Origin of the sequence: Priestia sp. TSO9, from assembly GCF_021029645.1 — a bacterium.
Taxonomy (GTDB): domain Bacteria; phylum Bacillota; class Bacilli; order Bacillales; family Bacillaceae_H; genus Priestia; species Priestia megaterium_E.
The window spans coordinates 85,329-105,696 of record NZ_JAJEKD010000008.1; the positions used below are offsets into that span (position 1 = coordinate 85,329).

23 protein-coding genes are annotated in these 20,368 nt (G+C 38.2%); 13 read left to right on the forward strand and 10 right to left on the reverse strand.

The window, feature by feature from the left end; genetic code table 11:
- Positions 1-328 precede the first annotated feature (328 nt).
- Complete coding sequence (locus LJC66_RS02625) at positions 329-493, forward strand: hypothetical protein (protein ID WP_308201975.1); 165 nt, start codon at positions 329-331, stop codon at positions 491-493.
- A 24-nt stretch (positions 494-517) separates the two neighbouring features.
- On the opposite strand, the gene LJC66_RS02630 is transcribed toward LJC66_RS02625, so the two are convergent.
- The 7 genes from LJC66_RS02630 to LJC66_RS02660 all read right to left on the reverse strand — a co-directional run bounded on the left by LJC66_RS02630 (position 518) and on the right by LJC66_RS02660 (position 7,908).
- Positions 518-1,627: an ABC transporter ATP-binding protein gene (locus LJC66_RS02630; RefSeq protein ID WP_016762961.1), complete on the reverse strand. Its 1,110-nt coding sequence runs from the start codon at positions 1,625-1,627 to the stop codon at positions 518-520.
- Positions 1,628-1,766: 139 nt separating this feature from the next.
- Entirely contained in the window at positions 1,767-2,669 is a 903-nt protein-coding gene (locus LJC66_RS02635; protein ID WP_195695453.1) for a PucR family transcriptional regulator, read from the reverse strand.
- Between the two features lie 29 nt (positions 2,670-2,698).
- A complete protein-coding gene (locus LJC66_RS02640; protein WP_013055294.1) occupies positions 2,699-2,908 on the reverse strand; it encodes a YheE family protein in 210 nt (69 codons plus the stop codon).
- 66 nt (positions 2,909-2,974) lie between these two features.
- Positions 2,975-4,135: a YheC/YheD family endospore coat-associated protein gene (locus LJC66_RS02645; protein ID WP_153253347.1), complete on the reverse strand. Its 1,161-nt coding sequence runs from the start codon at positions 4,133-4,135 to the stop codon at positions 2,975-2,977.
- Positions 4,132-5,481: a YheC/YheD family endospore coat-associated protein gene (locus tag LJC66_RS02650; protein ID WP_230931748.1), complete on the reverse strand. Its 1,350-nt coding sequence runs from the start codon at positions 5,479-5,481 to the stop codon at positions 4,132-4,134. Before LJC66_RS02650 ends, LJC66_RS02645 begins: the two co-directional genes overlap by 4 nt.
- A 4-nt stretch (positions 5,482-5,485) precedes the next feature.
- Positions 5,486-6,565, reverse strand: coding sequence for a YheC/YheD family endospore coat-associated protein (locus LJC66_RS02655; RefSeq protein WP_230931749.1), 1,080 nt, complete (start codon positions 6,563-6,565; stop codon positions 5,486-5,488).
- Complete coding sequence (locus tag LJC66_RS02660) at positions 6,562-7,908, reverse strand: YheC/YheD family endospore coat-associated protein (RefSeq protein ID WP_230931750.1); 1,347 nt, start codon at positions 7,906-7,908, stop codon at positions 6,562-6,564. The genes LJC66_RS02655 and LJC66_RS02660 overlap by 4 nt, the downstream gene beginning before the upstream one ends.
- 187 nt (positions 7,909-8,095) lie before the next feature.
- On the opposite strand from LJC66_RS02660, the gene LJC66_RS02665 reads away from it, so the two are divergent.
- The 6 genes from LJC66_RS02665 to LJC66_RS02690 all read left to right on the forward strand — a co-directional run bounded on the left by LJC66_RS02665 (position 8,096) and on the right by LJC66_RS02690 (position 14,370).
- A complete protein-coding gene (locus tag LJC66_RS02665) occupies positions 8,096-8,446 on the forward strand; it encodes a YlbF/YmcA family competence regulator (RefSeq protein ID WP_013055299.1) in 351 nt (116 codons plus the stop codon).
- A 180-nt stretch (positions 8,447-8,626) separates the two neighbouring features.
- A complete protein-coding gene (locus LJC66_RS02670; RefSeq protein WP_013055300.1) occupies positions 8,627-9,505 on the forward strand; it encodes a Cof-type HAD-IIB family hydrolase in 879 nt (292 codons plus the stop codon).
- 442 nt (positions 9,506-9,947) lie between these two features.
- On the forward strand, positions 9,948-11,447 hold the full coding sequence (locus tag LJC66_RS02675) for a coproporphyrinogen III oxidase (protein WP_230931751.1): 1,500 nt from the start codon (positions 9,948-9,950) through the stop codon (positions 11,445-11,447).
- Between the two features lie 115 nt (positions 11,448-11,562).
- Complete coding sequence (locus LJC66_RS02680) at positions 11,563-13,176, forward strand: long-chain fatty acid--CoA ligase (RefSeq protein WP_230931752.1); 1,614 nt, start codon at positions 11,563-11,565, stop codon at positions 13,174-13,176.
- Between the two features lie 5 nt (positions 13,177-13,181).
- Positions 13,182-13,985 (forward strand): enoyl-CoA hydratase, encoded by an 804-nt coding sequence (locus LJC66_RS02685; protein WP_230931753.1) that lies wholly within the window; start codon positions 13,182-13,184, stop codon positions 13,983-13,985.
- Positions 13,986-14,097: 112 nt separating this feature from the next.
- Positions 14,098-14,370, forward strand: coding sequence for an HU family DNA-binding protein (locus LJC66_RS02690; RefSeq protein WP_013055305.1), 273 nt, complete (start codon positions 14,098-14,100; stop codon positions 14,368-14,370).
- Positions 14,371-14,410: 40 nt separating this feature from the next.
- Here the strand turns inward: LJC66_RS02690 and LJC66_RS02695 are convergent, their stop codons facing one another.
- Positions 14,411-14,596, reverse strand: a complete 186-nt coding sequence (locus LJC66_RS02695; protein WP_013055306.1) for a YhzD family protein — start codon at positions 14,594-14,596, stop codon at positions 14,411-14,413.
- Positions 14,597-14,737: 141 nt separating this feature from the next.
- Here LJC66_RS02695 and LJC66_RS02700 point away from each other — a divergent pair, with 141 nt between their 5' ends.
- The 4 genes from LJC66_RS02700 (at position 14,738) to LJC66_RS02715 (ending at position 18,499) form a co-directional block, all read left to right on the forward strand.
- Positions 14,738-15,637: an ABC transporter ATP-binding protein gene (locus tag LJC66_RS02700; RefSeq protein WP_230931754.1), complete on the forward strand. Its 900-nt coding sequence runs from the start codon at positions 14,738-14,740 to the stop codon at positions 15,635-15,637.
- Positions 15,630-16,883, forward strand: a complete 1,254-nt coding sequence (locus LJC66_RS02705) for an ABC transporter permease (protein WP_195695446.1) — start codon at positions 15,630-15,632, stop codon at positions 16,881-16,883. The genes LJC66_RS02700 and LJC66_RS02705 overlap by 8 nt, the downstream gene beginning before the upstream one ends.
- A 426-nt stretch (positions 16,884-17,309) precedes the next feature.
- Entirely contained in the window at positions 17,310-18,251 is a 942-nt protein-coding gene (gene yhaM / locus LJC66_RS02710) for a 3'-5' exoribonuclease YhaM (RefSeq protein ID WP_013055309.1), read from the forward strand.
- Between the two features lie 65 nt (positions 18,252-18,316).
- Positions 18,317-18,499: a sporulation YhaL family protein gene (locus tag LJC66_RS02715; RefSeq protein ID WP_013055310.1), complete on the forward strand. Its 183-nt coding sequence runs from the start codon at positions 18,317-18,319 to the stop codon at positions 18,497-18,499.
- A gap of 42 nt (positions 18,500-18,541) precedes the next feature.
- On the opposite strand, the gene LJC66_RS02720 is transcribed toward LJC66_RS02715, so the two are convergent.
- Positions 18,542-19,465, reverse strand: a complete 924-nt coding sequence (locus LJC66_RS02720; protein ID WP_193420836.1) for a peptidylprolyl isomerase — start codon at positions 19,463-19,465, stop codon at positions 18,542-18,544.
- A gap of 307 nt (positions 19,466-19,772) precedes the next feature.
- Here LJC66_RS02720 and LJC66_RS02725 point away from each other — a divergent pair, with 307 nt between their 5' ends.
- Together LJC66_RS02725 and LJC66_RS02730 are read left to right on the forward strand one after the other, a co-directional pair.
- Complete coding sequence (locus tag LJC66_RS02725; RefSeq protein ID WP_016762973.1) at positions 19,773-19,862, forward strand: YjcZ family sporulation protein; 90 nt, start codon at positions 19,773-19,775, stop codon at positions 19,860-19,862.
- Positions 19,863-19,898: 36 nt separating this feature from the next.
- The gene (locus LJC66_RS02730) at positions 19,899-19,994 is read left to right on the forward strand and encodes a YjcZ family sporulation protein (protein ID WP_016762974.1); all 96 of its coding nucleotides are present in this window, start codon (positions 19,899-19,901) and stop codon (positions 19,992-19,994) included.
- A gap of 35 nt (positions 19,995-20,029) precedes the next feature.
- Here LJC66_RS02730 and LJC66_RS02735 read toward each other — a convergent pair whose 3' ends face one another.
- On the reverse strand, positions 20,030-20,209 hold the full coding sequence (locus tag LJC66_RS02735; RefSeq protein WP_013055312.1) for a hypothetical protein: 180 nt from the start codon (positions 20,207-20,209) through the stop codon (positions 20,030-20,032).
- Between the last annotated feature and the right edge of the window lie 159 nt (positions 20,210-20,368).

The window sequence follows — 20,368 nt, forward strand, 5'->3', positions numbered from 1 at the left end:
AGTTAGCTGGAGTTGAACCAGCCGAGCAGATGGATCGATTAGATCTGCTTGCCTACCGCGGCGTAACTCAATGCTTGCGAGCTGTTGTGCTCGGTTGTTACTAGTATTATGGCGAAAGGAAAAAAAACATATACATAGAAATTTGTTGGTAATTTATAGAAATTTTTGTGTGGAGTTTGATAAAGAGTAAGAGAGTTTTATTCCGTGCATATTATAGGTATATATTGATCAGGTAAAGCGAGGTGTGCGGATGTCGATTTGTTCCTTATGTAATGGGTTTAGTGATGTACAAATGACGTGCAAAACATGTGGAGGAGTGCTGGGGGATATGGGCAAAGTCAGCGATTATTTTGATGATTACAGTGCTTACATGGAAATCGATCAGTTAAAAGTAGAAAATGGGTATCCTAGTGACTTAGCAAATCACCAATGTATTCATCTCTTTTACTGCTCTACTTGTCACAGTGAAGAATTCAAGCAAATACAGGAATAAAAAAAGACCCCTAGGGGTCTTTTTTTATTCCTGCTCAGCACGGATGCGCTGTTCAGATTCTGCATCAAAGAAATGCGCTTTGTTCATATCTAATGCTAAGTCCAGAGACTGAAGCGGTTTAATATCTGTTCTTGAATCTACGCGTGCTACAAAATCTTGTCCGCCAAGTTTAGAATAAAGCATGGTTTCAGCTCCCATTAACTCGGATACATCGACTTTGATTGTAACTTTTGTGCCAGGTGAAGATTCAATAAATACAGGCTCATCATGGAAATCTTCAGGACGGATGCCTAAAATAATTTGTTTGTTTAAATATCCTTGCTCGCGAAGTATTTTCATTTTACCTTCCGGAACTGCAAGAAGAGAATCGCCTACTTGAACCTTTCCGTCTTTTAACGTTCCGGTTAAGAAGTTCATAGCAGGAGAACCAATAAACCCGCCTACAAATACATTTTCAGGTTTTTCATATACTTCTTTTGGTGTACCAACCTGCTGGATAATCCCGTCTTTCATAACAACCAGACGAGAAGCCATTGTCATTGCTTCGGTTTGGTCATGTGTTACGTAAATTGTCGTTGTACCCAAACGCTGGTGAAGCTTCGCAATTTCAGAACGCATTTGCACACGTAATTTCGCGTCTAAGTTTGATAAAGGTTCGTCCATTAAGAAGACCTTAGCATCACGAACGATTGCACGACCTAGAGCTACACGCTGACGCTGTCCGCCGGATAATGCTTTTGGCTTACGCTCTAAGTATTGCTCAAGTCCTAAAATACGAGCGGCATCTTTTACGCGGCGTTCGATTTCATCTTTTGGTAATTTACGAAGTTTTAAGCCGAAAGCCATGTTGTCATATACGCTCATATGCGGATACAATGCGTAGTTTTGGAATACCATTGCAATATCGCGATCTTTTGGAGCAACGTCATTTACACGCTTGCTGTCAATATAAAAATCACCTTTGGAAATTTCTTCTAGCCCTGCAACCATACGAAGCGTTGTCGATTTCCCGCAGCCTGAAGGCCCAACAAATACAATAAATTCTTTATCTTGAATGTGAAGGTTAAAATCTTTTACCGCCGTCACATCTTTATCATACATTTTATAAATATGTTCTAAACGTAATTCAGCCATTTCCATTTCCCCCTTGTATGTACTCTGTGAAACCGTTTTCTTAACTCTAGTGTAATTTTTTTTAATGAAACGGTAAATGGCAAACATGCACAAAAAAAAGAAAGAGTTTTCGTGCATTATTAACGAAAACCCTTTCATTTTATTCTCCATCTTGCAAATTTTTTAAAGCAAGAATGGCTAAGTAAGCAGACACAGCTCCTGTGAAGTGTTTGATATCAAGGTGTGTGCGATCAATAAATTTCTCAATTCTATACTGCAAGCTGTTACGATGCATGTACAATTTCTTAGCAGCAAGAGATACGTTTAAATTACATTCTAAATAAACTTTAATCGTTTCTAAAAGATCTCCATCATCTTTTACTAAGTCAAGTAAATGTATCATATGGTTTTGAATTGCCTCTGAAGACTCTTGCAGAACCAAATGGGGTAAAACGTCGGCAAAATGGATAACATGGTTTTGTTCGACTGTATGCTTAATTTGATAAAACCATCTCTTTTCACGCTCAAAAATTAATCGCGGTGAAGACGGAAAAAAGTGAATTTGTCCCTCAAAGAACTGAATCGAAGTTTCAAAATCATGACATAGCACCTCGATAGAATCTGATAAATTTTCAGTTAAGTCATTAGGATCATTAAAGGTTTCGATAACGATACCTGATTGTTTATCAATCCACAACACAGTAATCGAGGTAGAATACAAGGCGTGAAGCGCATTTTCAAACTCTATTTTTTGTTCAAACAAACGTTTAATTAAAAACTGGGTGAAGCGAAAAGAATGGTGCGTATGATGAGAGTGAATGACTTTTTCAGGTGCTTCAAATAACAGGTCTGACCAATACAATTGCTCTGGCGTCAGTAAAGAAACTTTCTCATCATAAGGGGTTAAAAAAGCAGAAAGTAACGCCTGCTCTTTTTGAGATAAAGCCGTGTGTTCAATTCCAATGAAGCCTTCATCACATGAAAACCATTTGTAACGCTCAAATTGAGAAGGGATTTTAGCCTTAATCATTTTATCCCCAAATAGTGTGTGCAGCTGTTTCATCTGTGCTCGTTCCCTTCGGTGAAAGCTTACTATTCATAAACATGAAAAAGCATAAGCTCATGAATATAATCAATTAATTGTGTTTCATCTATTTGATTAGAAAGCGCAGTTTTCCATACAATTTGTCCATCTTTTAAATAATCAGCCTCATAATAAACCCGATTCATATAAAACGAGATGTGCCAGCCCGGCATTCGATTATTTTGATACAGTGGTTTAACCTGAAAGTGTGAAACCATAAAGAAAATCTCCTTTCTCAATTAGTTATTATAAGCTTACCATGAGAAAAGGAGATGAAAAATCATTTAATCTAAAAATTTTGTTAATTTGTAAAATATGTTGCATATGTGTTTAGCACCTTGCGTTTGAATATCTGTTTCATCAAAAATCATCGGTTTTGCATTCACTTCAAACAAATAATACTGTCCTTGGGCTGACTTTGCCATATCAAGAGAAAATTCTTCAACCAGAGGGAAAGACTTTTGAAGGACTTGCCCGCACGTATTTACAAAGGACGAAAGAAAGGAAGTATCTACTTCATCTTCAAGATCTTGAAAAGATGAAATGCTGCCGCCGTTTAACGTATGTGTTGTAATGGATTGATAGGGACTATGTCGAATACCGACACCGCTAATAACATATCGGCTATCTTTGTGATGGGCTAAAATACGTAAGTCATAGCGCCTGTCTTTGAATGGTTGCGTCTCAATCGCTTCTTGAATGAGATAAGCAGACCTGGGAAGGTCAATTGCTTGTAAAGAAGAAAATTCTTCTTTGCGTTTATGATCTTGATAAATAATCGTATGCTTATGGGAAGATAATCGAAAAATTCCAGCACCTTTACTGCTGTTAATAGGCTTAAAGTAAAGGGAAGAGTGTTTTTGCAGAAGCTTAGCAATATCAATTTCTGGTGTTAAACGATAGGTTTTAGGAAGGTGAGAAGATAGCAGTGGATCCTTTGAAAATAATTGATATACTTTCCATTTTGAAAAAAAAGCGGAATTAAAAAGTGGGATGTGCTTGCCTTTAATTTTTTGATGTAAAGATGTCAGCTTCTTGGTTTCTGATTTTCTTCCTGGATAACGATTATATATAACGTTTGGCAGCGGCAAGGTTGTTTTGATCCACTGCTTTTTTGCACCGTCAAAGCAATACCCTTCAAAGAAGTGATGAGACATTGTTTCTTCAGCGAATAAAGCAAGAAGCCCTCCTTTTTCTTGCAGGGTATGATGTAAGAGTTCTAATAAAGGACGCTGTTTTACATTCAGTTTTTCCAAAACAGCTTTGTTCGTTAAAACCCCCACAATAGGACCAGCTTTTTCTCCTTTTAAACGAAGAAAAGCTTGAGTAGAAGAAATGTTTTGAGTAAAGGGAAGTTCAATTTCTTGAACTCCCCATGTGTAAGATGCTGAAGGGTTGTGATGAAACCACTGTTGCTCTTCTTTGTGATAGTAAATTGTAATCATATGCTGATGCCTTCAGGTGTATTTAGATAGTATCCAGATAAGTAAATCGCGTATTCTAGAGAAAGTTTTCTAGTTTGTTGGTCCGCTTTTCGTAAGGCAGGGTGTGAAAAAATAGAGCGACCGGGCTTAGAGTTAGCTTCAAACAGCCATACGTTTCCTTGATAATCCACTCCAAAATCGAATCCAAGCTCTCCAATTAATCCGTTCAACTCCTGTTCAAGCACATGACTAATTGAGATAGCGGCATCTTCTAGCTTATTTTCAATTTCTTTTTTGTAAGAAGGGTTAGTGAATATTTTGGCTGTAGCTTCAATTTCTCCGCCGTAATCAAGATGCGTAGTGATGCTGTTGGGACCGGCCACTTTAGCAGCTAGAGCAGTAAGCATCCATTGGTTATTCCCGTCTTTATTCGTATGCACGCGAAAGTCTACACAGCGCTTTTCTTTTTTGATTAATGAAATACCTTGCTGAGCAATGTAGGAAGGGTTAGTAAGTAAATATTCAAATTCTGATAATAGATCCTCTAAGGTTTCTTTTGCTTGAACATGAAGACCTTTTTCTCCTTTGTAAGTCAGCGTGTACATGGAATCCTTAAAAGATAGGGTATAAATGCCGCGGCCTAAGCTTCCGTTTTTCGGTTTTAAATAAACGGTTTGATGAAGAAGCAGAAGTTTCTTTATTTGCTCACACGAAGGACTTTCAACCGTGTAAGGTAACAAATAGGCTGTCTGCTCGTTCAGTTTTAAAAGCTCATGAATTTCCCACTTGTTGAAAAAATCAGGATTAAAAAATGGAATGCCGTAATCAGTCATCATCTTTTCTTTAATGAACTTAAAAGGAGCTAACCCCTCTGTTTTTCGATTTGGCAAACGATTATATACAACGTTAGGAAGCGGGATTTCATGCTGTGTCCAGCCGCTTTCTTCATAAAAATAGCCGTTTATGGTCCCGGTTTCCCAGTTGATATGATGAGTTCCAAAAATAAAAGGCAGGCCCCCGGTTATACTTGCAGTAGAAAGAAGTTTAGCTAAGTGAAGGGAACGCTTTCCAATTGGCCGCAGCAGAGAACCAGTAAAACCAGCGGATAACACACCGATTAAAGGTCCTAAGTGAATGGTCTCATTCACAATAATAGGATGCATCATATGGGCGAAAGGAATTTGAAGTTTTGTCATTAGCTCAGCTGAAATCTGAATTTCTTCACGTTCTGAAGATTGTATAAGGCATGGAGCTGTCATTGTTCCAAAGGCTGCTTGTTTCAAGGAGTCTTTGTAAAGAGATGCAGGAATAGAAAGATCGCAGCCCAGCTGCTCTACTACAACAAGGCGAGTAAGAGTTTTTTTCATAGCATTACTCCTTACGATACGATAGTGTGTTAGCTAAATAGACGCAGTAAGACAGGACATTTTTATACATGACTTCTTTTTGTTCAGGTGCGGTCTCCATTACTATTTTTCTTCCCGGTTTCGAATTTAAATCTAGAATCCAGATGCTGAAGTCTCTCGAGATACATAAATCAATACCTAATTCAAAAAGAGAAGGAAAGTGATTTTCCAGCACGGACGGAATCGTTTTACAAATGGTGCTGATTTCATCCATTACATATTGACGATGAACGCGAGGGATGCGAGGCAGCAAGTTCTCAAAAGGTACAATAGATGCTCCTGAACTTACATTTGTTACGATGGAGTCCCGTTCACCTTGTCTAATTCCTCTTCCAATTTCTTTCCAATTACCATCGTTTCCTTTTTGTAATAGCAGTCTTATATCAAAAGGAGTGCGTTCATAAGGGAAAAATGAAATATGGGGCTGAGCAATATACAGTACATCACGGGTCGTTTTCGTAAACCAGTTCTTAAACTCTTGAAAAGAGAAAAACAGAATGGTGTTTACAATATCATTTTGTTGATAAGAAGCTTCAATTTCACGTCCGCGCTGTCTTAATTTCACAATTCCTTTACCTTGTGAGCCATTGGCAGGTTTAATCATTAGGCTATCGTTTGTTCGAAGCAGCTGAACAAGTTGCTCTACACTTTCGATTGGAGTGGTAGGAGGAATATATGAAGATAAATAGCTATCTTTTTTAATTACTTCATAGACATCTAGTTTATTGGGTAATCCATGGCCTAAAAATGTAACATCTTCCCGCTGTTTAAGCCAGTTTACAATAGGGCGAGCCTTTTTAGAAAGCGAGTCTTTTCGATAAAAGCAGCGATCGTAAATAAACGAAGGAAGTAAGAAGGAATCTTCTATCCATTTCTTTTGTTGTAAATCGTAGCGGAAGCCTTCAATATTTTCGGTGTTAGGATGAATGTTAAAAGGAGTAAAACGGTATATTTCAATCGAAAACTCAGAAGCATGTTTAGCAATTTCTGTCACGTACTCCACTTCTTGCTGTGGGTGAATCGTTAAAAAGCCTAATGAAATCATCGTAAATCCTCCTTGGGAAATTGAAAATTTGTTGCATGCAGACAATAGTCAAGCAGTGCTTTTGTTGATGGACGGACGGAGAAAGCGCTTGAATCGGATTGTTTGGAAGGTTTGACATTTACTTCAATAATCCAAGGCTTTCCTTCTTGATCAATCGCTAAATCAATACCGAATTCCGCATAAAGTTCAGACGGATGAGAAAGCTGTGTGCAAATTTCAATCGCAATCTCTTTTAAAAGTGAAAGGATATGGCGCGTAGTTTTTGAATCATAGAGCTGATTTAACACTTGATGAGGAGGATGAATATCTCCTCCACGGGCAAGATTTGAAACGAAATTGCCGGGTTTTGATACACGTGTGACAATGGACGTGATTTTCCACGTCAAGTCGTCTTTTTTATGACAGAGAATGCGGAAATCAAAAGGGCACTGTTTGTATGTCTGCAGTGAAATTCCTTCTTGGATGAGGAATCCTTGCCTTTTTAATTGACTATAAAGCGTTTCAAATAAGTCATAAAGAGATTCATATTCTTTTTCATACGTCTGCGTAAACGTTGTATAGTCTAAAATATACTTCTCTTTTTTTGAAATTTTAAAAATGTTTTTTCCTTGGCTACCATGAACGGGCTTCAAAAAAACATCGTCATGGAGTTCCAAAGCGTCAAGAAGATCTTGCCGTGAACGAAGCTGATACGTTTTTGGCAAATATGGAAGCAAGTGTACGACATCTTTAAGCTGTTGAAAAACCGTCCATTTATTTAAATAGCGTGCGTTAAAGAAAGGAACGTCATGTTCTTTTAAAAATGTTTTAAAGGTTTGAAAATCAGCGGTTTGCTCCGTTTTCCTGGCATGAATCCGATTGTGTACGATTCCCGGAAAGGGAACGTCTGAATAAACCCATCGATCAGCGCGATAAACATATCCTTTAGGGGATAATGACTGCACGTCGCTTAATTTGCTCACATAGCAAAAACACCCTAACTCCTTGCAAGCTTGAACAAATTCCTTACAAAATACAGAAATGGAGCCAAAGAGTTCTTCATCTTCTCGAACTTCTGTTATGATGCTAATTACGGGTCCCAACCTAAACGAGTTCTCTTCATAAATGCCTCTCAGCTGATGCGTTTCATAAGGAAAGCGAAAGTCTGTAAATAGAGCTTCTGACATCATGAAACAGCATTCTCGATGCTGAAAAACGGTGGCTTCGACTTCTTTCGTAATGGAGCCTACTGTTAGCGTAAACTCGTGCTTGCACTTCACGCGGGAGAACAGAGCAGAACTAATGTAAATGTCGCTGCTCATATGGTTCTCTAGTGGTTTTAGAGAGATGGTAAAAGTATTCATAAACGAATCCTCTTTTTCTTTCCTTTAGTAGGCGAATGCTGATATATACTATGAGGAATTAGCCCAATCTGTGAAGAGAATTTATCGTTTTCTGAGAAAATAAAGGTCTTAAGCTGAATTTTATATAATAATTTGTTATAGTTAGGGAAGTCAAGAAATTATAGAACTTAATTAGGAGGAACTTAACGTGTCTGTAAACTTACATGATGTAGCAAATGATTTAGAAAAAGCAATTCGTCAAAGCGACGATTACACAAACTTAAAAAACTTATATGCAGCAGTAAACGCTGATCAAGGTTCAAAACAATTATTTGAGCGTTTCCGTACAATGCAAATGGAGCTGCAACAAAAGCAAATGATGGGCCAAGAAATCACTGAAGAAGAAGTTCAGCAAGCTCAACAAACAGTTGCAATCGTTCAACAAGATCAAAATATTGCGAAGCTAATGGAAGCTGAGCAGCGTATGAGCATGGTAATTGGTGAATTAAACAAAATTATCATGAAGCCACTTGAAGAACTTTACGGTGCGGCTGAATAAGAGATAGAGGAAAGAGGAAAAGAGAAATCTTTTCCTCTTTTTTTTGTGCGGAAATTCCTTCTAATTGTGCAGTTCTGCTCATAAGCTTAGTAACAAGGCTACACATGCCGACTATCATGAAAAGGTCATTTATAACCGTATCCTAACGGATTAGACATCTATGAAAGAAGGGGTTCTCATATGGCTTATCGATTGCTAGCGTTGAATATTGATGGAACCATTTTAAATAGCCAAGGGCGCGTTACAAAAGAAACGAAAGACGCAATTCAATTTGTGAAAAATAAAGGGGTTTACGTTACGTTAGTAACAAACAGGCATTTTCCGTCTGCTAAAAAAATTGCTCGGTCACTTAAAGTTCATCCAGCAATGCTAATTACTCATAGCGGTGCCTTTATCGGAACATCGATAGACAAACCGATACTAGATAAGAGAATTAGCGAGGAAAAAACATTTAATCTCATTCAGCTTTTTGAAAATTTTAATTGTCATGTCCGCATTTTGCATGAAAGGTTTTCAATTGGAAATCGTGTAAAGCTTCCTAATAATATTGTAGCTAAAAGTGTGTTAAAAACGGGAGAACCGCTCTTTTATCCCGTGCAGTTCGTAGATTCATTAGGAGATACGCTTCGTGATGAACCTGTTTCTACGCCAAAAATAGAAGTGTATTTTGCAGATCGTAGAGAAAAAGAATACGCGGAGCAAACAATTGCTAGTGCAGTTCCGGATATTGAATGGTTTTCGTATCCAAATGAAAATAGATGTTATATTACGCCAAAAGGAGCCACAAAAGCTGCAGGCGTTCGTTATGTAGCAAATCGTCTAGGGATACCAATGGAAGACGTAGTAGCAATTGGAAATTGCTATGATGATTTAGAAACGATTGAACATGCAGGAATGGGTGTGGCCATGGGCAATTCACCAACAGAATTAAAAATGCTTGCGGATTGGGTTACTCGTTCTAATAATGAAAATGGTGTAGCCTATATGGTAAAAGAATTATTTAGAAAGCAGCAGCGCCTTGGTTATCTTCATCAAATTGACAGCTTTCGTTTAAAATAAATAAAGGAAAAAAGAGGCTAGTACAAAAGTAGTTTAGCCGAAGGAAGATCCGAACGATGAATCGAGATTCTTGATAGAGAATCCAATTCGTTCGGATTTTTTTATTGGAAGAGTGGACGTAGGTTTCATATATGTAGATAATTCTAGCTGTTGACTGGAGGACAAGGCGAAGACTTCTGCGCGAAAAGCGTAAGCGACGAGAAGGCTCATCGGCCGCCCGCGGAAAGCAAAGCCTTGCCTGGAAATCAACAAGTGTAACAAGCGGTTCAGCTCATGTATCTCATTTGTTCGTCTTTAGATTGAATGAATGTAGTTATGGTTTAGTCTCTTTTTTCCGTTTGTTTCCTGTCCGCGCATTCCCTTGAGCTGAGCACCTTGACCGGACATACGTAGGTTTTGTAAACTGATTACTTAGATAGAATTGATTTGAAAGGTGATTATATTGAACATTTATATAAAAGGTATAGAAGATGAGCGTTTTTTACGTCCGCTTCACCGAATTTCAGATTTGTTTTTTGAAGAAAGCAATGTCTCCTTTGAGGATGATAACGAAGCTCAGCTGAAGGTCGAAGTAGAGCTAAAAGTACATGAAGAAATTTATGCGAAAGCAGTGCTGCATGACGCTGAAACGGACAAGGTGTTTACAGAAGAGCTTTCTAAATCGTTTACGCCGTATGAAACAGAAAAAGAAGAATTTAAGCAAATAAAAAATGTGGTGCTTCGCGTCTACTTATCTGTACTACAGGAGTATACAAGCATCGTTCAAAAATGGGGTATTTTGACCGGTATACGCCCGACGAAGCTGCTTCATATGAAACTGCAGTCAGGCAAAAGTAAAGAACAAGCGCATCGTGAGCTAAAGGAAGAATATTTAATTACCGATGACAAAATTAATTTAATGCAGCATATTGTAGATCGTCAACTAGCAGCTATTCCCGATTTACATGAGTTAAAGAATGAAGTCAGCATTTATATAGGCATTCCGTTTTGTCCGACGAAGTGTGCATACTGTACATTCCCAGCCTATGCGATTAACGGACGTCAAGGATCCGTTACGTCATTTTTAGGCGGCTTGCATTATGAAATGCGTGAAGTAGGAAAATGGCTAAAAGACAATAACATCAAGATTACAACCGTCTATTATGGTGGAGGCACACCAACGAGCATTACCGCTGAAGAAATGGACATGCTGTATGAAGAGATGTATGAATCGTTCCCGGATGTACAAAATATCCGTGAAATTACGGTAGAAGCAGGAAGACCCGATACGATTACGGAAGAAAAACTAGCTGTTTTGAACAAATGGAATATTGACCGGATTAGTGTAAATCCGCAGTCTTATATTCAAGAAACCTTAAAAGCTATTGGACGCCATCATACAGTTGAAGAAACTATTGATAAATTTCATCTTTCTCGAAAAATGGGGATGAATAACATTAACATGGACTTAATTATTGGGCTTCCAAATGAAGGTGTAGAAGAATTTCAGCATACGCTAGACGAATCTAAAAAATTGCTTCCTGAATCTTTAACTGTTCATACGCTATCGTTTAAACGCGCGTCTGAAATGACTCAAAATAAACGGAAATACAAAGTGGCAGATCGCTATGAAATTGGTGAAATGATGGATTTAGCAACCGAGTGGACTCAAGAACAAGGGTATGAACCTTATTATTTATATCGCCAAAAAAATATTTTAGGTAATTTAGAGAACGTTGGATATTCATTCCCTGGTCAAGAGAGCCTGTACAATATTATGATCATGGAAGAAAAGCAGACGATTATTGGTCTTGGATGCGGGGCATCAAGTAAGTTCGTGCATCCAGAAACAGGCATTATTACAAGGTTTGCGAATCCAAAAGACCCAAAATCGTACAACGATGGATTCGAGCACTACACACAAGAGAAACTCAAGATTTTAGATGAATTATTTATGAAATAAAAAGGTCACTTTTTAGTGATCTTTTTTTATTTCCGGCAGGGAAATGTCGGAATATGTTGAATATATAAAAAAGTTGTAAGCGTTTTCTTATTATGACGATGCGAGGTGCCGCTTAATGATGAATGTACAGTTAACCGTACCATCTATGATGGAAAGAGCTGAAAAGCTGTTTAGTAAAAAAGAAGTGATTTCTAAATCTTCAAAAGGAATTCAGCGTTTAACTTATAACCAGTTAATAAAACGGACTCGGCAACTCTCTAGTATGCTAGAACAAATCGGAGTGAAGCGAGGAGAAAGAGTCGGGACGTTTGCATGGAATCACCATAGACATCTAGAGGCTTATTTCGCCGTGCCCGGAATAGGCGCTGTTCTTCACACCATCAATATCCGGTTAGATCCTGAGCAAATTGTATACATCATTAACCATGCACGCGATAAAGTTATTTTATTTGATGAATGCTTTTTACCTTTATTTGAAAGTATTCATCAAAAGCTTCCACATGTTGAAGCCTATATCATTATGTCAGATGAAGATGAACTGCCAGAAACAGGCTTGCCAGTTTATCATTACGAAAATTGGATTGAGCGAGGGGATGCATCGCATTCTTTTGTTCAAGATTTAAACGAAGAAGAACCGGCAGGTCTTTGTTATACCTCTGCTACTACAGGAGAGCCAAAGGGCGTTGTATATTCTCATCGCGCTATTTATCTGCACTGTATGGCGCTAGGGCTTGCTGATAGTGCTGGATTATCAGAAGCTGATACTGCTATGCCTATCGTTCCAATGTTTCACGTGAACGCATGGGGAATTCCTTTTGCTGCCGTTTGGTTTGGAACAAAGCTCGTGCTGCCGGGTGCTTTTTGTACTTCAGAGACGATTGCTTCTCTGATTGAACAAGAGAAAGTAACTCTTGCTGCAGCTGTGCCTACCGTTTGGCTAAATTTTTTACAAGAGTTAGAAGAAAAACCTTACGCAGTTGACAGTTTGCGAGCTATTTTATGCGGTGGATCAGCGGCTCCAAAAAGCGTCATTCGAGAATTTCAGGAAAAATATCAAATTGAATTTATGCATGCATACGGAATGACGGAAACAAGCCCTGTGGTGACCGTCTCCCGCTTGAAAAGCTATCAGTACAGCGAAGACTTTGAGTATCAGCTCAACGTAAAAGCAAAGCAAGGTTTCTTAGTTCCTGGGGTTGAAATGAAAGTAATAGGTCAAAATGGAGAAGTTGCTTGGGATGGAGTGGAAATGGGTGAGCTATTACTAAAGGGGCCATGGGTAGCTTCTGAATATTACAAAGATAAAAGAACAGAAGATACGTTTAAAGACGGCTGGCTGTATACCGGAGATATTGTGACGGTTGACGAAGAGGGAACAATCAAAATCGTAGACCGAACAAAAGATTTAATTAAAAGCGGAGGAGAATGGATTTCATCGGTTGATCTAGAAAACGCTCTTATTGCCCATGAAGCTGTTTTTGAAGCCTGTGTCATAGCAGTCCCTCATAAGGTGTGGCAAGAGCGTCCAGTGGCTTGTGTCATGTTAAAAGATGCATACAAAGGTGTCGTTTCATCAGAAGAGCTGCTCGGATTTTTAGCGCCGCAGTTTGCAAAATGGTGGCTTCCAGATGACATTTTATTTATGAATGTAATTCCAAAGACAACGGTAGGAAAATTTTTAAAACGTACGCTTCGTGAACAAGTCCTTAATCATTATCAGAAAGGGTGAGTAAGATGACCGTCGAATTAAAAGTAGTAGAACTAGTTTTGCAAGAGCGTATCGCCACAATTTCGTTTAACAGGCCGGATGCCTTAAATGCATTAAACGAAGAAGTGCTAGAGCAATTTATTCAATGTTTAAAAGTTGTCGAAGAAAGCGAAGTGGACTTTTTAATAGTAAAAGGAAACGGAAAAGTATTTTCAGCAGGCGGAGACATTAATATGATGATGTCACCTTCACAATCAGAACGTTTTGAGCAGGTGATGGATTTGATTAATGAAGCCGTGCTGACTTTATACAGCCTTCCTCAAATGACGATAAGTGTACTGCACGGTGCGGCAGCAGGGCTAGGGCTCAGCATTGCGCTTGCTTCTGATTATATTATTGCAGAAAGACACACAAAAATTGCGATGAACTTTATCGGTATTGCTCTAATTCCAGACGGAGGCGGTCACTTTTTACTAGAAAAGCGCATCGGTGCTCATCGTGCAAAACAGCTAATTTGGGAAGGAAAGACATTAAAAGCAGAGGAAGCTCATCAATTTGGCATAATTGATGAAATAAAAGAAGGAGATTTGGCGAAGCATGTAGAAGATTATCTCTCATATTGGCTAAAAAAACCTTCACGTGCTTTGAAGGAAACAAAGCGAATTTATGTGGAGACATCTGTTTCACAATTAAAGCAAGTGCTCGCGCTTGAGAAAAGAAGTCAGTTTGCTATGAGCCAAAGTTCGGATCATAAGGAAGGTGTACGTGCGTTTCTGGAAAAGCGAGCGCCTGTTTTTAATCAAAGTGAAAAAGATATTTCCGAAAATTAAGTGAACTAGTTTAAAAGCCAATATTTTTGTCTATCATATTGATAGAGCATGTTTAAAAGTTGCAAAACAGTGGTAACACAAGATAATGTAGAAACTAATGAGGTGATTGGAAATGAACAAAACAGATTTAGTAAACGCAGTGGCAACAAAATCAGAGTTAACAAAAGCAGATGCATCTAAAGCAGTTGATGCATTACTAGAAACAATTTCATCAACGCTAGGTGAAGGTGAAAAAATTCAGTTAATCGGCTTCGGTACATTTGAAGTACGCGAGCGTGCTGCTCGTACAGGCCGTAACCCTCAAACGGGTGAAGAAATGCAAATTCCAGCATCAAAAGTACCGGCATTTAAAGCTGGTAAAGAACTAAAAGAAGCTGTAAAGTAATATAAAACGCCGGAAAGCTAAACCTTTCCGGCGTTTTGTATTAACGATGAAACAATACAAGTTTTCCGCTAGAGCTAACGCATCGATGCGTTTTTTCTAAATAGGAAAGCTCTTCTAACTTCTTGGTGCCGATAGTCTTTGCTTCTGTCTCAGAAGCTGCTTCAAAACTTTCATCTATTAATTTTTCTCCAGTCTTTTCAAAAGCGGTTAATGTGTAAGTACTCATAAAATCTACTCTCCTCTTATAGTATAATTGTAAGCGTATTCAACATATTTCTCGTCCTATTCCTCTAAATCCTGCTAAGGTTTACAGATATCATTTTTTTCCATACAATAAACATAGGTTTATTTACAAAGGAGGAATTAAATGTCTCTTTCTATCCGTGAAGTTTCAAAAAGGTACGGTGAATTTACAGCTGTAAATGAGCTATTCTTGCAAATTCCAAAAGGCGAAGTGTTTGGTTTTTTAGGTGCAAACGGTGCTGGCAAAACGACGACGTTTCGAATGATTTTAGGGCTCATTGAACCAACCTCAGGTCACATCCAATGGAATGATAAATCTTTAACTTACAGTAGAAGTCATCTAGTTGGGTACCTTCCAGAAGAAAGGGGATTGTATCCGAAATTAAAAGTCAAAGATCAGCTTGTGTACCTTGGACGGCTGCGCGGAATGAAAAAAGCGAACGTGCTGCAAGAAATGGAGCACTGGTTATCTCGATTTAATATTCCTCAATATGCTTCGAAAAAAGTAGAAGAGCTATCCAAAGGAAATCAGCAAAAAATTCAATTTATTGCCTCCGTTATTCATCGGCCCGAGCTGCTTATTTTAGACGAACCTTTTAGCGGTTTGGATCCTGTAAATGTAGAGGTATTAAAAGAAGCGGTGCTTGATTTGAAAAAGCGCGGAACGACGATTGTTTTTTCAAGTCATCGAATGGAACATGTGGAAGAACTTTGTGAATATTTATGTATTATGCATCATGGCACGCCTGTTGTGTATGGAAGGCTGCCGGAGATCAAGCGTTCATTTGGCAAGAAAAACGTCATTGTACACGGAAAAGGTCCGTTTGAGAGAATTACAGAGCTTGAAGGCGTTGTAAAGGTGAAAAAAACGGTTGAAGGCATAATTGTTCAAATTCAACATGAATCCGTATCGCAACTCATTTTTCAAGAACTTAAACACTTTTCATTTGTATCTAAATTTGCAGTGGAAGAGCCTTCATTAAATGATATTTTCATTGAAAAGGTAGGTGCTTCCTATGAATAAATTTTGGGTCATTGTCTTTCATACATATCTTAATAAATTAAAAACAAAATCTTTTATTATTACGACGATTATTACTGCTCTTATTCTAGTTGCTCTTACAAATATGGAGAAAATTATCGACGTTTTTAATTCAGACGATAATGGAACAAATGTGGGTGTCATCTATGAAGTGGAAAGCGTATATACGTTGTTCAAACAAAATGTAAATGTCATGGATAAAGACATTCATTTAAAAGAATTTACGTCTGAGTCTAAGGCAAAACAAGCGGTAGAAAGCGGGGAGCTCGATAGCTATTTACTTTTATCCTTAAACGATAAGCAGCTGCCTCAAGCTGTGTACAAAGCTAACTCTTTGGCCGAATCAAACCTTTCTTCTACCTTAGAACAGGCGGTACAGCAAACAAAAGTGGCTATGGCTACAGTAAAAATCGGGTTAGAAGAAAAGCAAATTGATCAGCTTTACAGCCCTGTTTCATTTAAAAAGAAAGCGTTAGTTGAAAATGCTAAAACAGAACAAGAGCTAAATCAAGCAAGAGGTCTTGTGTATGTGCTGCTGTTTGTTATTTATTTTGCCGTTATCATGTATGGGAGCATGATTGCGATGGAAGTAGCTACTGAAAAATCATCCCGCGTTATGGAGATCCTTGTATCGAGCGTATCACCTATTACACAAATGTTTGCTAAAATCATTGGAATTGCACTGCTCAGCTTAACACAGCTTGCAGTGATACTGAGCGTGGGCTACACATCATTAAAAGCCAGTGTGGAAACAAATCATAACGGTATCTTTTCTTACCTCGGATTTAATGATGTTCCGCTGACTACATTCGTGTATGCATTTGTCTTTTTCATATTGGGGTACTTCCTTTTTGCTACGCTGGCGGCTTTTTTAGGTTCTCTTGTGAGCCGTATTGAAGATGTACAGCAAATGATTACGCCCATGACCCTTGTGATTGTGGCCGCTTTTTTAATTGCTATGTTTGGACTTGGTGATCCTGAAACCACAATCATTACGGTCACATCTTTTATCCCGTTTTTTGCTCCGATGATTATGTTTTTGCGTGTAGGTATGTTAAATGTTCCTATGTGGGAAGTGAGTGTATCAATAGGGATTTTAGTTGTGACGATTACTGCTTTAGCTATATTTGGTGCCCGTGTGTATAAAGGAGGAGTCCTTATGTATGGGCAATCTACCTCTTTTAAAGATATTAAAAAGGCGCTGCAGCTAACGAAAAAAGAAACATAAAGAAGTGAGAGGTTGAGACAAAAGTAGTTTAGTTGAAGAAAGGTCCGAACGAACAACCTAGATTCTTGATGGAGAATCCAACTCGTTCGGATTTTTTAATTGCTATAGTGACCATAGTTTTCATGTATGTAGTTGCTTCTAGCGGTGTATTGGAGAACAAGACGAAGACTCCCGCGGAAAGCGAAGGCTTGCACGGAAATCAACAGCAGTGTCTCAAGCAGTGCAGCTCCTTTATCCAATTTGTTCGTCTTTAGATTGCATTGATTTTGTTATGTCGCAATCTCATCTTTTATGAAAAAGCGTCTACCCGTGCATTCGGTGCCAAGCGATGGTAAAATGAAATGTAAAGAGCTGTAAATAAGCGGACGAAGCGATAAGAGCTTCGTTATCAAATACATAGAATGAAGTGGTAAGGAGGAAAAGATCATGACAAAAGGAATTGCTCAATACGAAGTAGGAGAGCAAGTTGATCTTTATTTTTTAATTAAATCCTCAACGAGAGGAATTGCAAGCAATGGAAAGCCATTTTTAACGGTAATCCTACAGGATAAAACAGGTGATATTGAAGCCAAGCTGTGGGATGCATCCCCAGATGACGAGGAAAATTATGCTGCTCAAAAGATTGTGCGAGCTGCTGGAGAAGTAATGAATTACCGCGGGCGCAACCAGCTGAAAATACGCAACATTCGTCCTGCACAGCCCCAAGACGGAGTACGCACATCTGACTTTTTAGAAGTGGCGCCTTTATCTCAAGAAGAAATGGTCGAACATATTACAAAGAGCATATTTGAAATGAAAAATTCGAATGTCCAGCGCATTACTCGCCATTTGTTTAAAAAATATCAAACGGAATTTTTAGAATATCCGGCAGCAACTAAAAATCACCATGAGTTTGTATCAGGACTTGCCTACCATGTGGTGTCTATGCTGAAGCTGGCTGAGTCATTTTCAACCCTTTATCCAAGCTTAAACCGCGACTTGCTGTACGCTGGAGTTATTCTTCATGACCTTGGCAAAGTATTTGAACTTTCAGGTCCTGTTTCGACGATATATACAGTCGAAGGAAATTTGCTTGGCCATATTTCGATTATGGTGAATGAAATTGGAAAAGCGGCAGAAGAATTAGCGATTGAAGGAGAAGAGGTTATGCTTCTTCAGCACCTTGTGTTATCGCATCATGGTAAGGAAGAGTGGGGAAGTCCGAAAAAGCCGTTAATTAAAGAGGCTGAAATGCTTCATTTGATTGACAATGTAGACGCTAAAATGAATATGCTTGACCGAGCATTAACAAAAGTGAAGCCCGGTGAGTTTACAGAGCGTATTTTTGCACTGGATAATCGCTCATTTTATAAACCAACGATTGATTAAAAAGGTATAAGTCTTTCTTCCTTCGCATATAGTGGTTGTAAATAACTGTGATGGGGGATCAATATATGGTGACACTACCAATTTGGATTTATTTAGTTGTAGCAGGCATTTTCTTTAGTGGATTTATGGCGATTCGTGCTGCACAACATGATAAGCAAGTGGATGATTCGTTTATTGAAAAAGAGGGACAAGTCTTCATTGAAAGAATGCAAGTGGAAAAAGAAAGACGCAACAGCGATTCCATCTGATTATATAAAAGAGCCTGTCACATGAGTGACAGGCTCTTAGCATTACTGCTGAGGAGTTTCTACGCCAGATTGACTATCTGTCGCACCTTCTTCAAAAATTGGTTTTACATTTTTATCTTTGACTTCCACTTTTGCTTTATCAAGCTCTTTTTGAATCTTCTTATTCGCTTCTGCTTGATCTACTTTTGAACGTTTGATTTGCTGCTCAAGTTCGGGTTTCTTTTTCTCAAACGATTCTACTTTCTTTTTATCGACTAGTTTAATGATATGGTAGCCGTACTCTGTTTTGATTGGTTTACTTACTTCACCTTTTTTCAGCTTGTAAGCCGCTTCTTCAAATTCTTTAACCATTTGACCTTCACCGAAGTAGCCTAAATCGCCGCCGTTAGCTGCAGACTGCTGATCCGTTGAATATTCTTTTGCCAGACTAGCAAAGTCCTCGCCTTTTTTGATTTTCGCTTCTACTTCGTTTGCTGTCTTTTCGTCTTTTACTAAAATATGACTTGCGCGAATTTGAGGTTTTTGAGCTTTATATTCATCATAAGCTTTTTTCAGCTCTTTGTCCGATACCTTAATGCCTGCCGTAGCAGCTTTTTCACGGAGAATATCAACTTTTAGCATATCTTTGACTTCTTTTTCGCCTTTTTGCTTAATAACTGAATCCACCTGATCACCGTATTGTTCTCTTAGAATGTTCAGCTGCTGATCAAGCTCTTTATCCGTTACTTTATATTTTTCACTCAATACTTTTTCTTCGGTAACGCTTCGTACGAGTGTATTAAATTGGTCTTGTCCGATTGTATCTTTCATTTGCTTATACAAATCACCTTGAGTGATATTGCCTGCTTTTGTTTCTACAATTACTTTTGAAGAATCGTTGGCATTTGAAGCATCATTTCCCCCACTGCATGCTGATAAAGCAACGAGGCTGGCTGCCGTTGTTAGTGCAACTAAGCTTTTTTTCATACGTAAACACTCCTACTCATCATTTTTACTTATGTAGCTTGACTCAAGATTTACTATATCACATTTCCTGATGTTAGCAAATGAAGTTAAAACCACGTAAATTTACATTTATTTTCCACTAAGCATGGAGTGATTATACGCTTATGATGGCTTTTTTATAAAGCGTTTTCAAAATGGTGGACAAACTCACAGAGTAATCTCCAAACGAGAAGAAAGAGAAATAAATTATGGAGTTTGGGCTAAAAGCCTAGACGTTTTTTGAGCTGATGCATAAGATGCAGTATTAGTAAACAAAGGGGGTGCTCAAATGAGCGGAGGCGGATATGGAGGCGGTTTTGCACTATTAGTTGTACTGTTTATCCTATTAGTCATTGTTGGTTGTGCATGTTACCACTAGGAAACAGATGAATATAAAAGGAAAGGGGCGATAGATATGGGTTCTTACGGATGCGGATACGGCAGTGGATTTGCGCTATTAGTCGTATTATTCATCTTATTAGTTATCATCGGAGCTAGCTGTTTTTGCTAAGCCTATAAAAAAGCGGTGAGACATCTCACCGTTTTTTATGTAAATGATACTTCAATATAAGATGAAACTAATAAAATGGTAATTAATACATTAATCGTACGAAAAACTTTAGGCTGTTTTTCAGCTGGAATTTCTTTTTGAATACACAATGTATTTGTTAGTGCATTGATGTAGAATAAAATGAATAGTGCAAATACAATAAAGAATATGTACATAAAAATCCCCCTAACAAAATCAGTGTGACGAAGACAAAAAGTCTTATAGTCATTTATATAGTACAGCTTTGTATGAATTTACAAATATCTATATTAACATTACCAAAAAAGCGGTAAAATAGATAGTTATATATACAGTTGAGCAAAGAATTTCAAAAG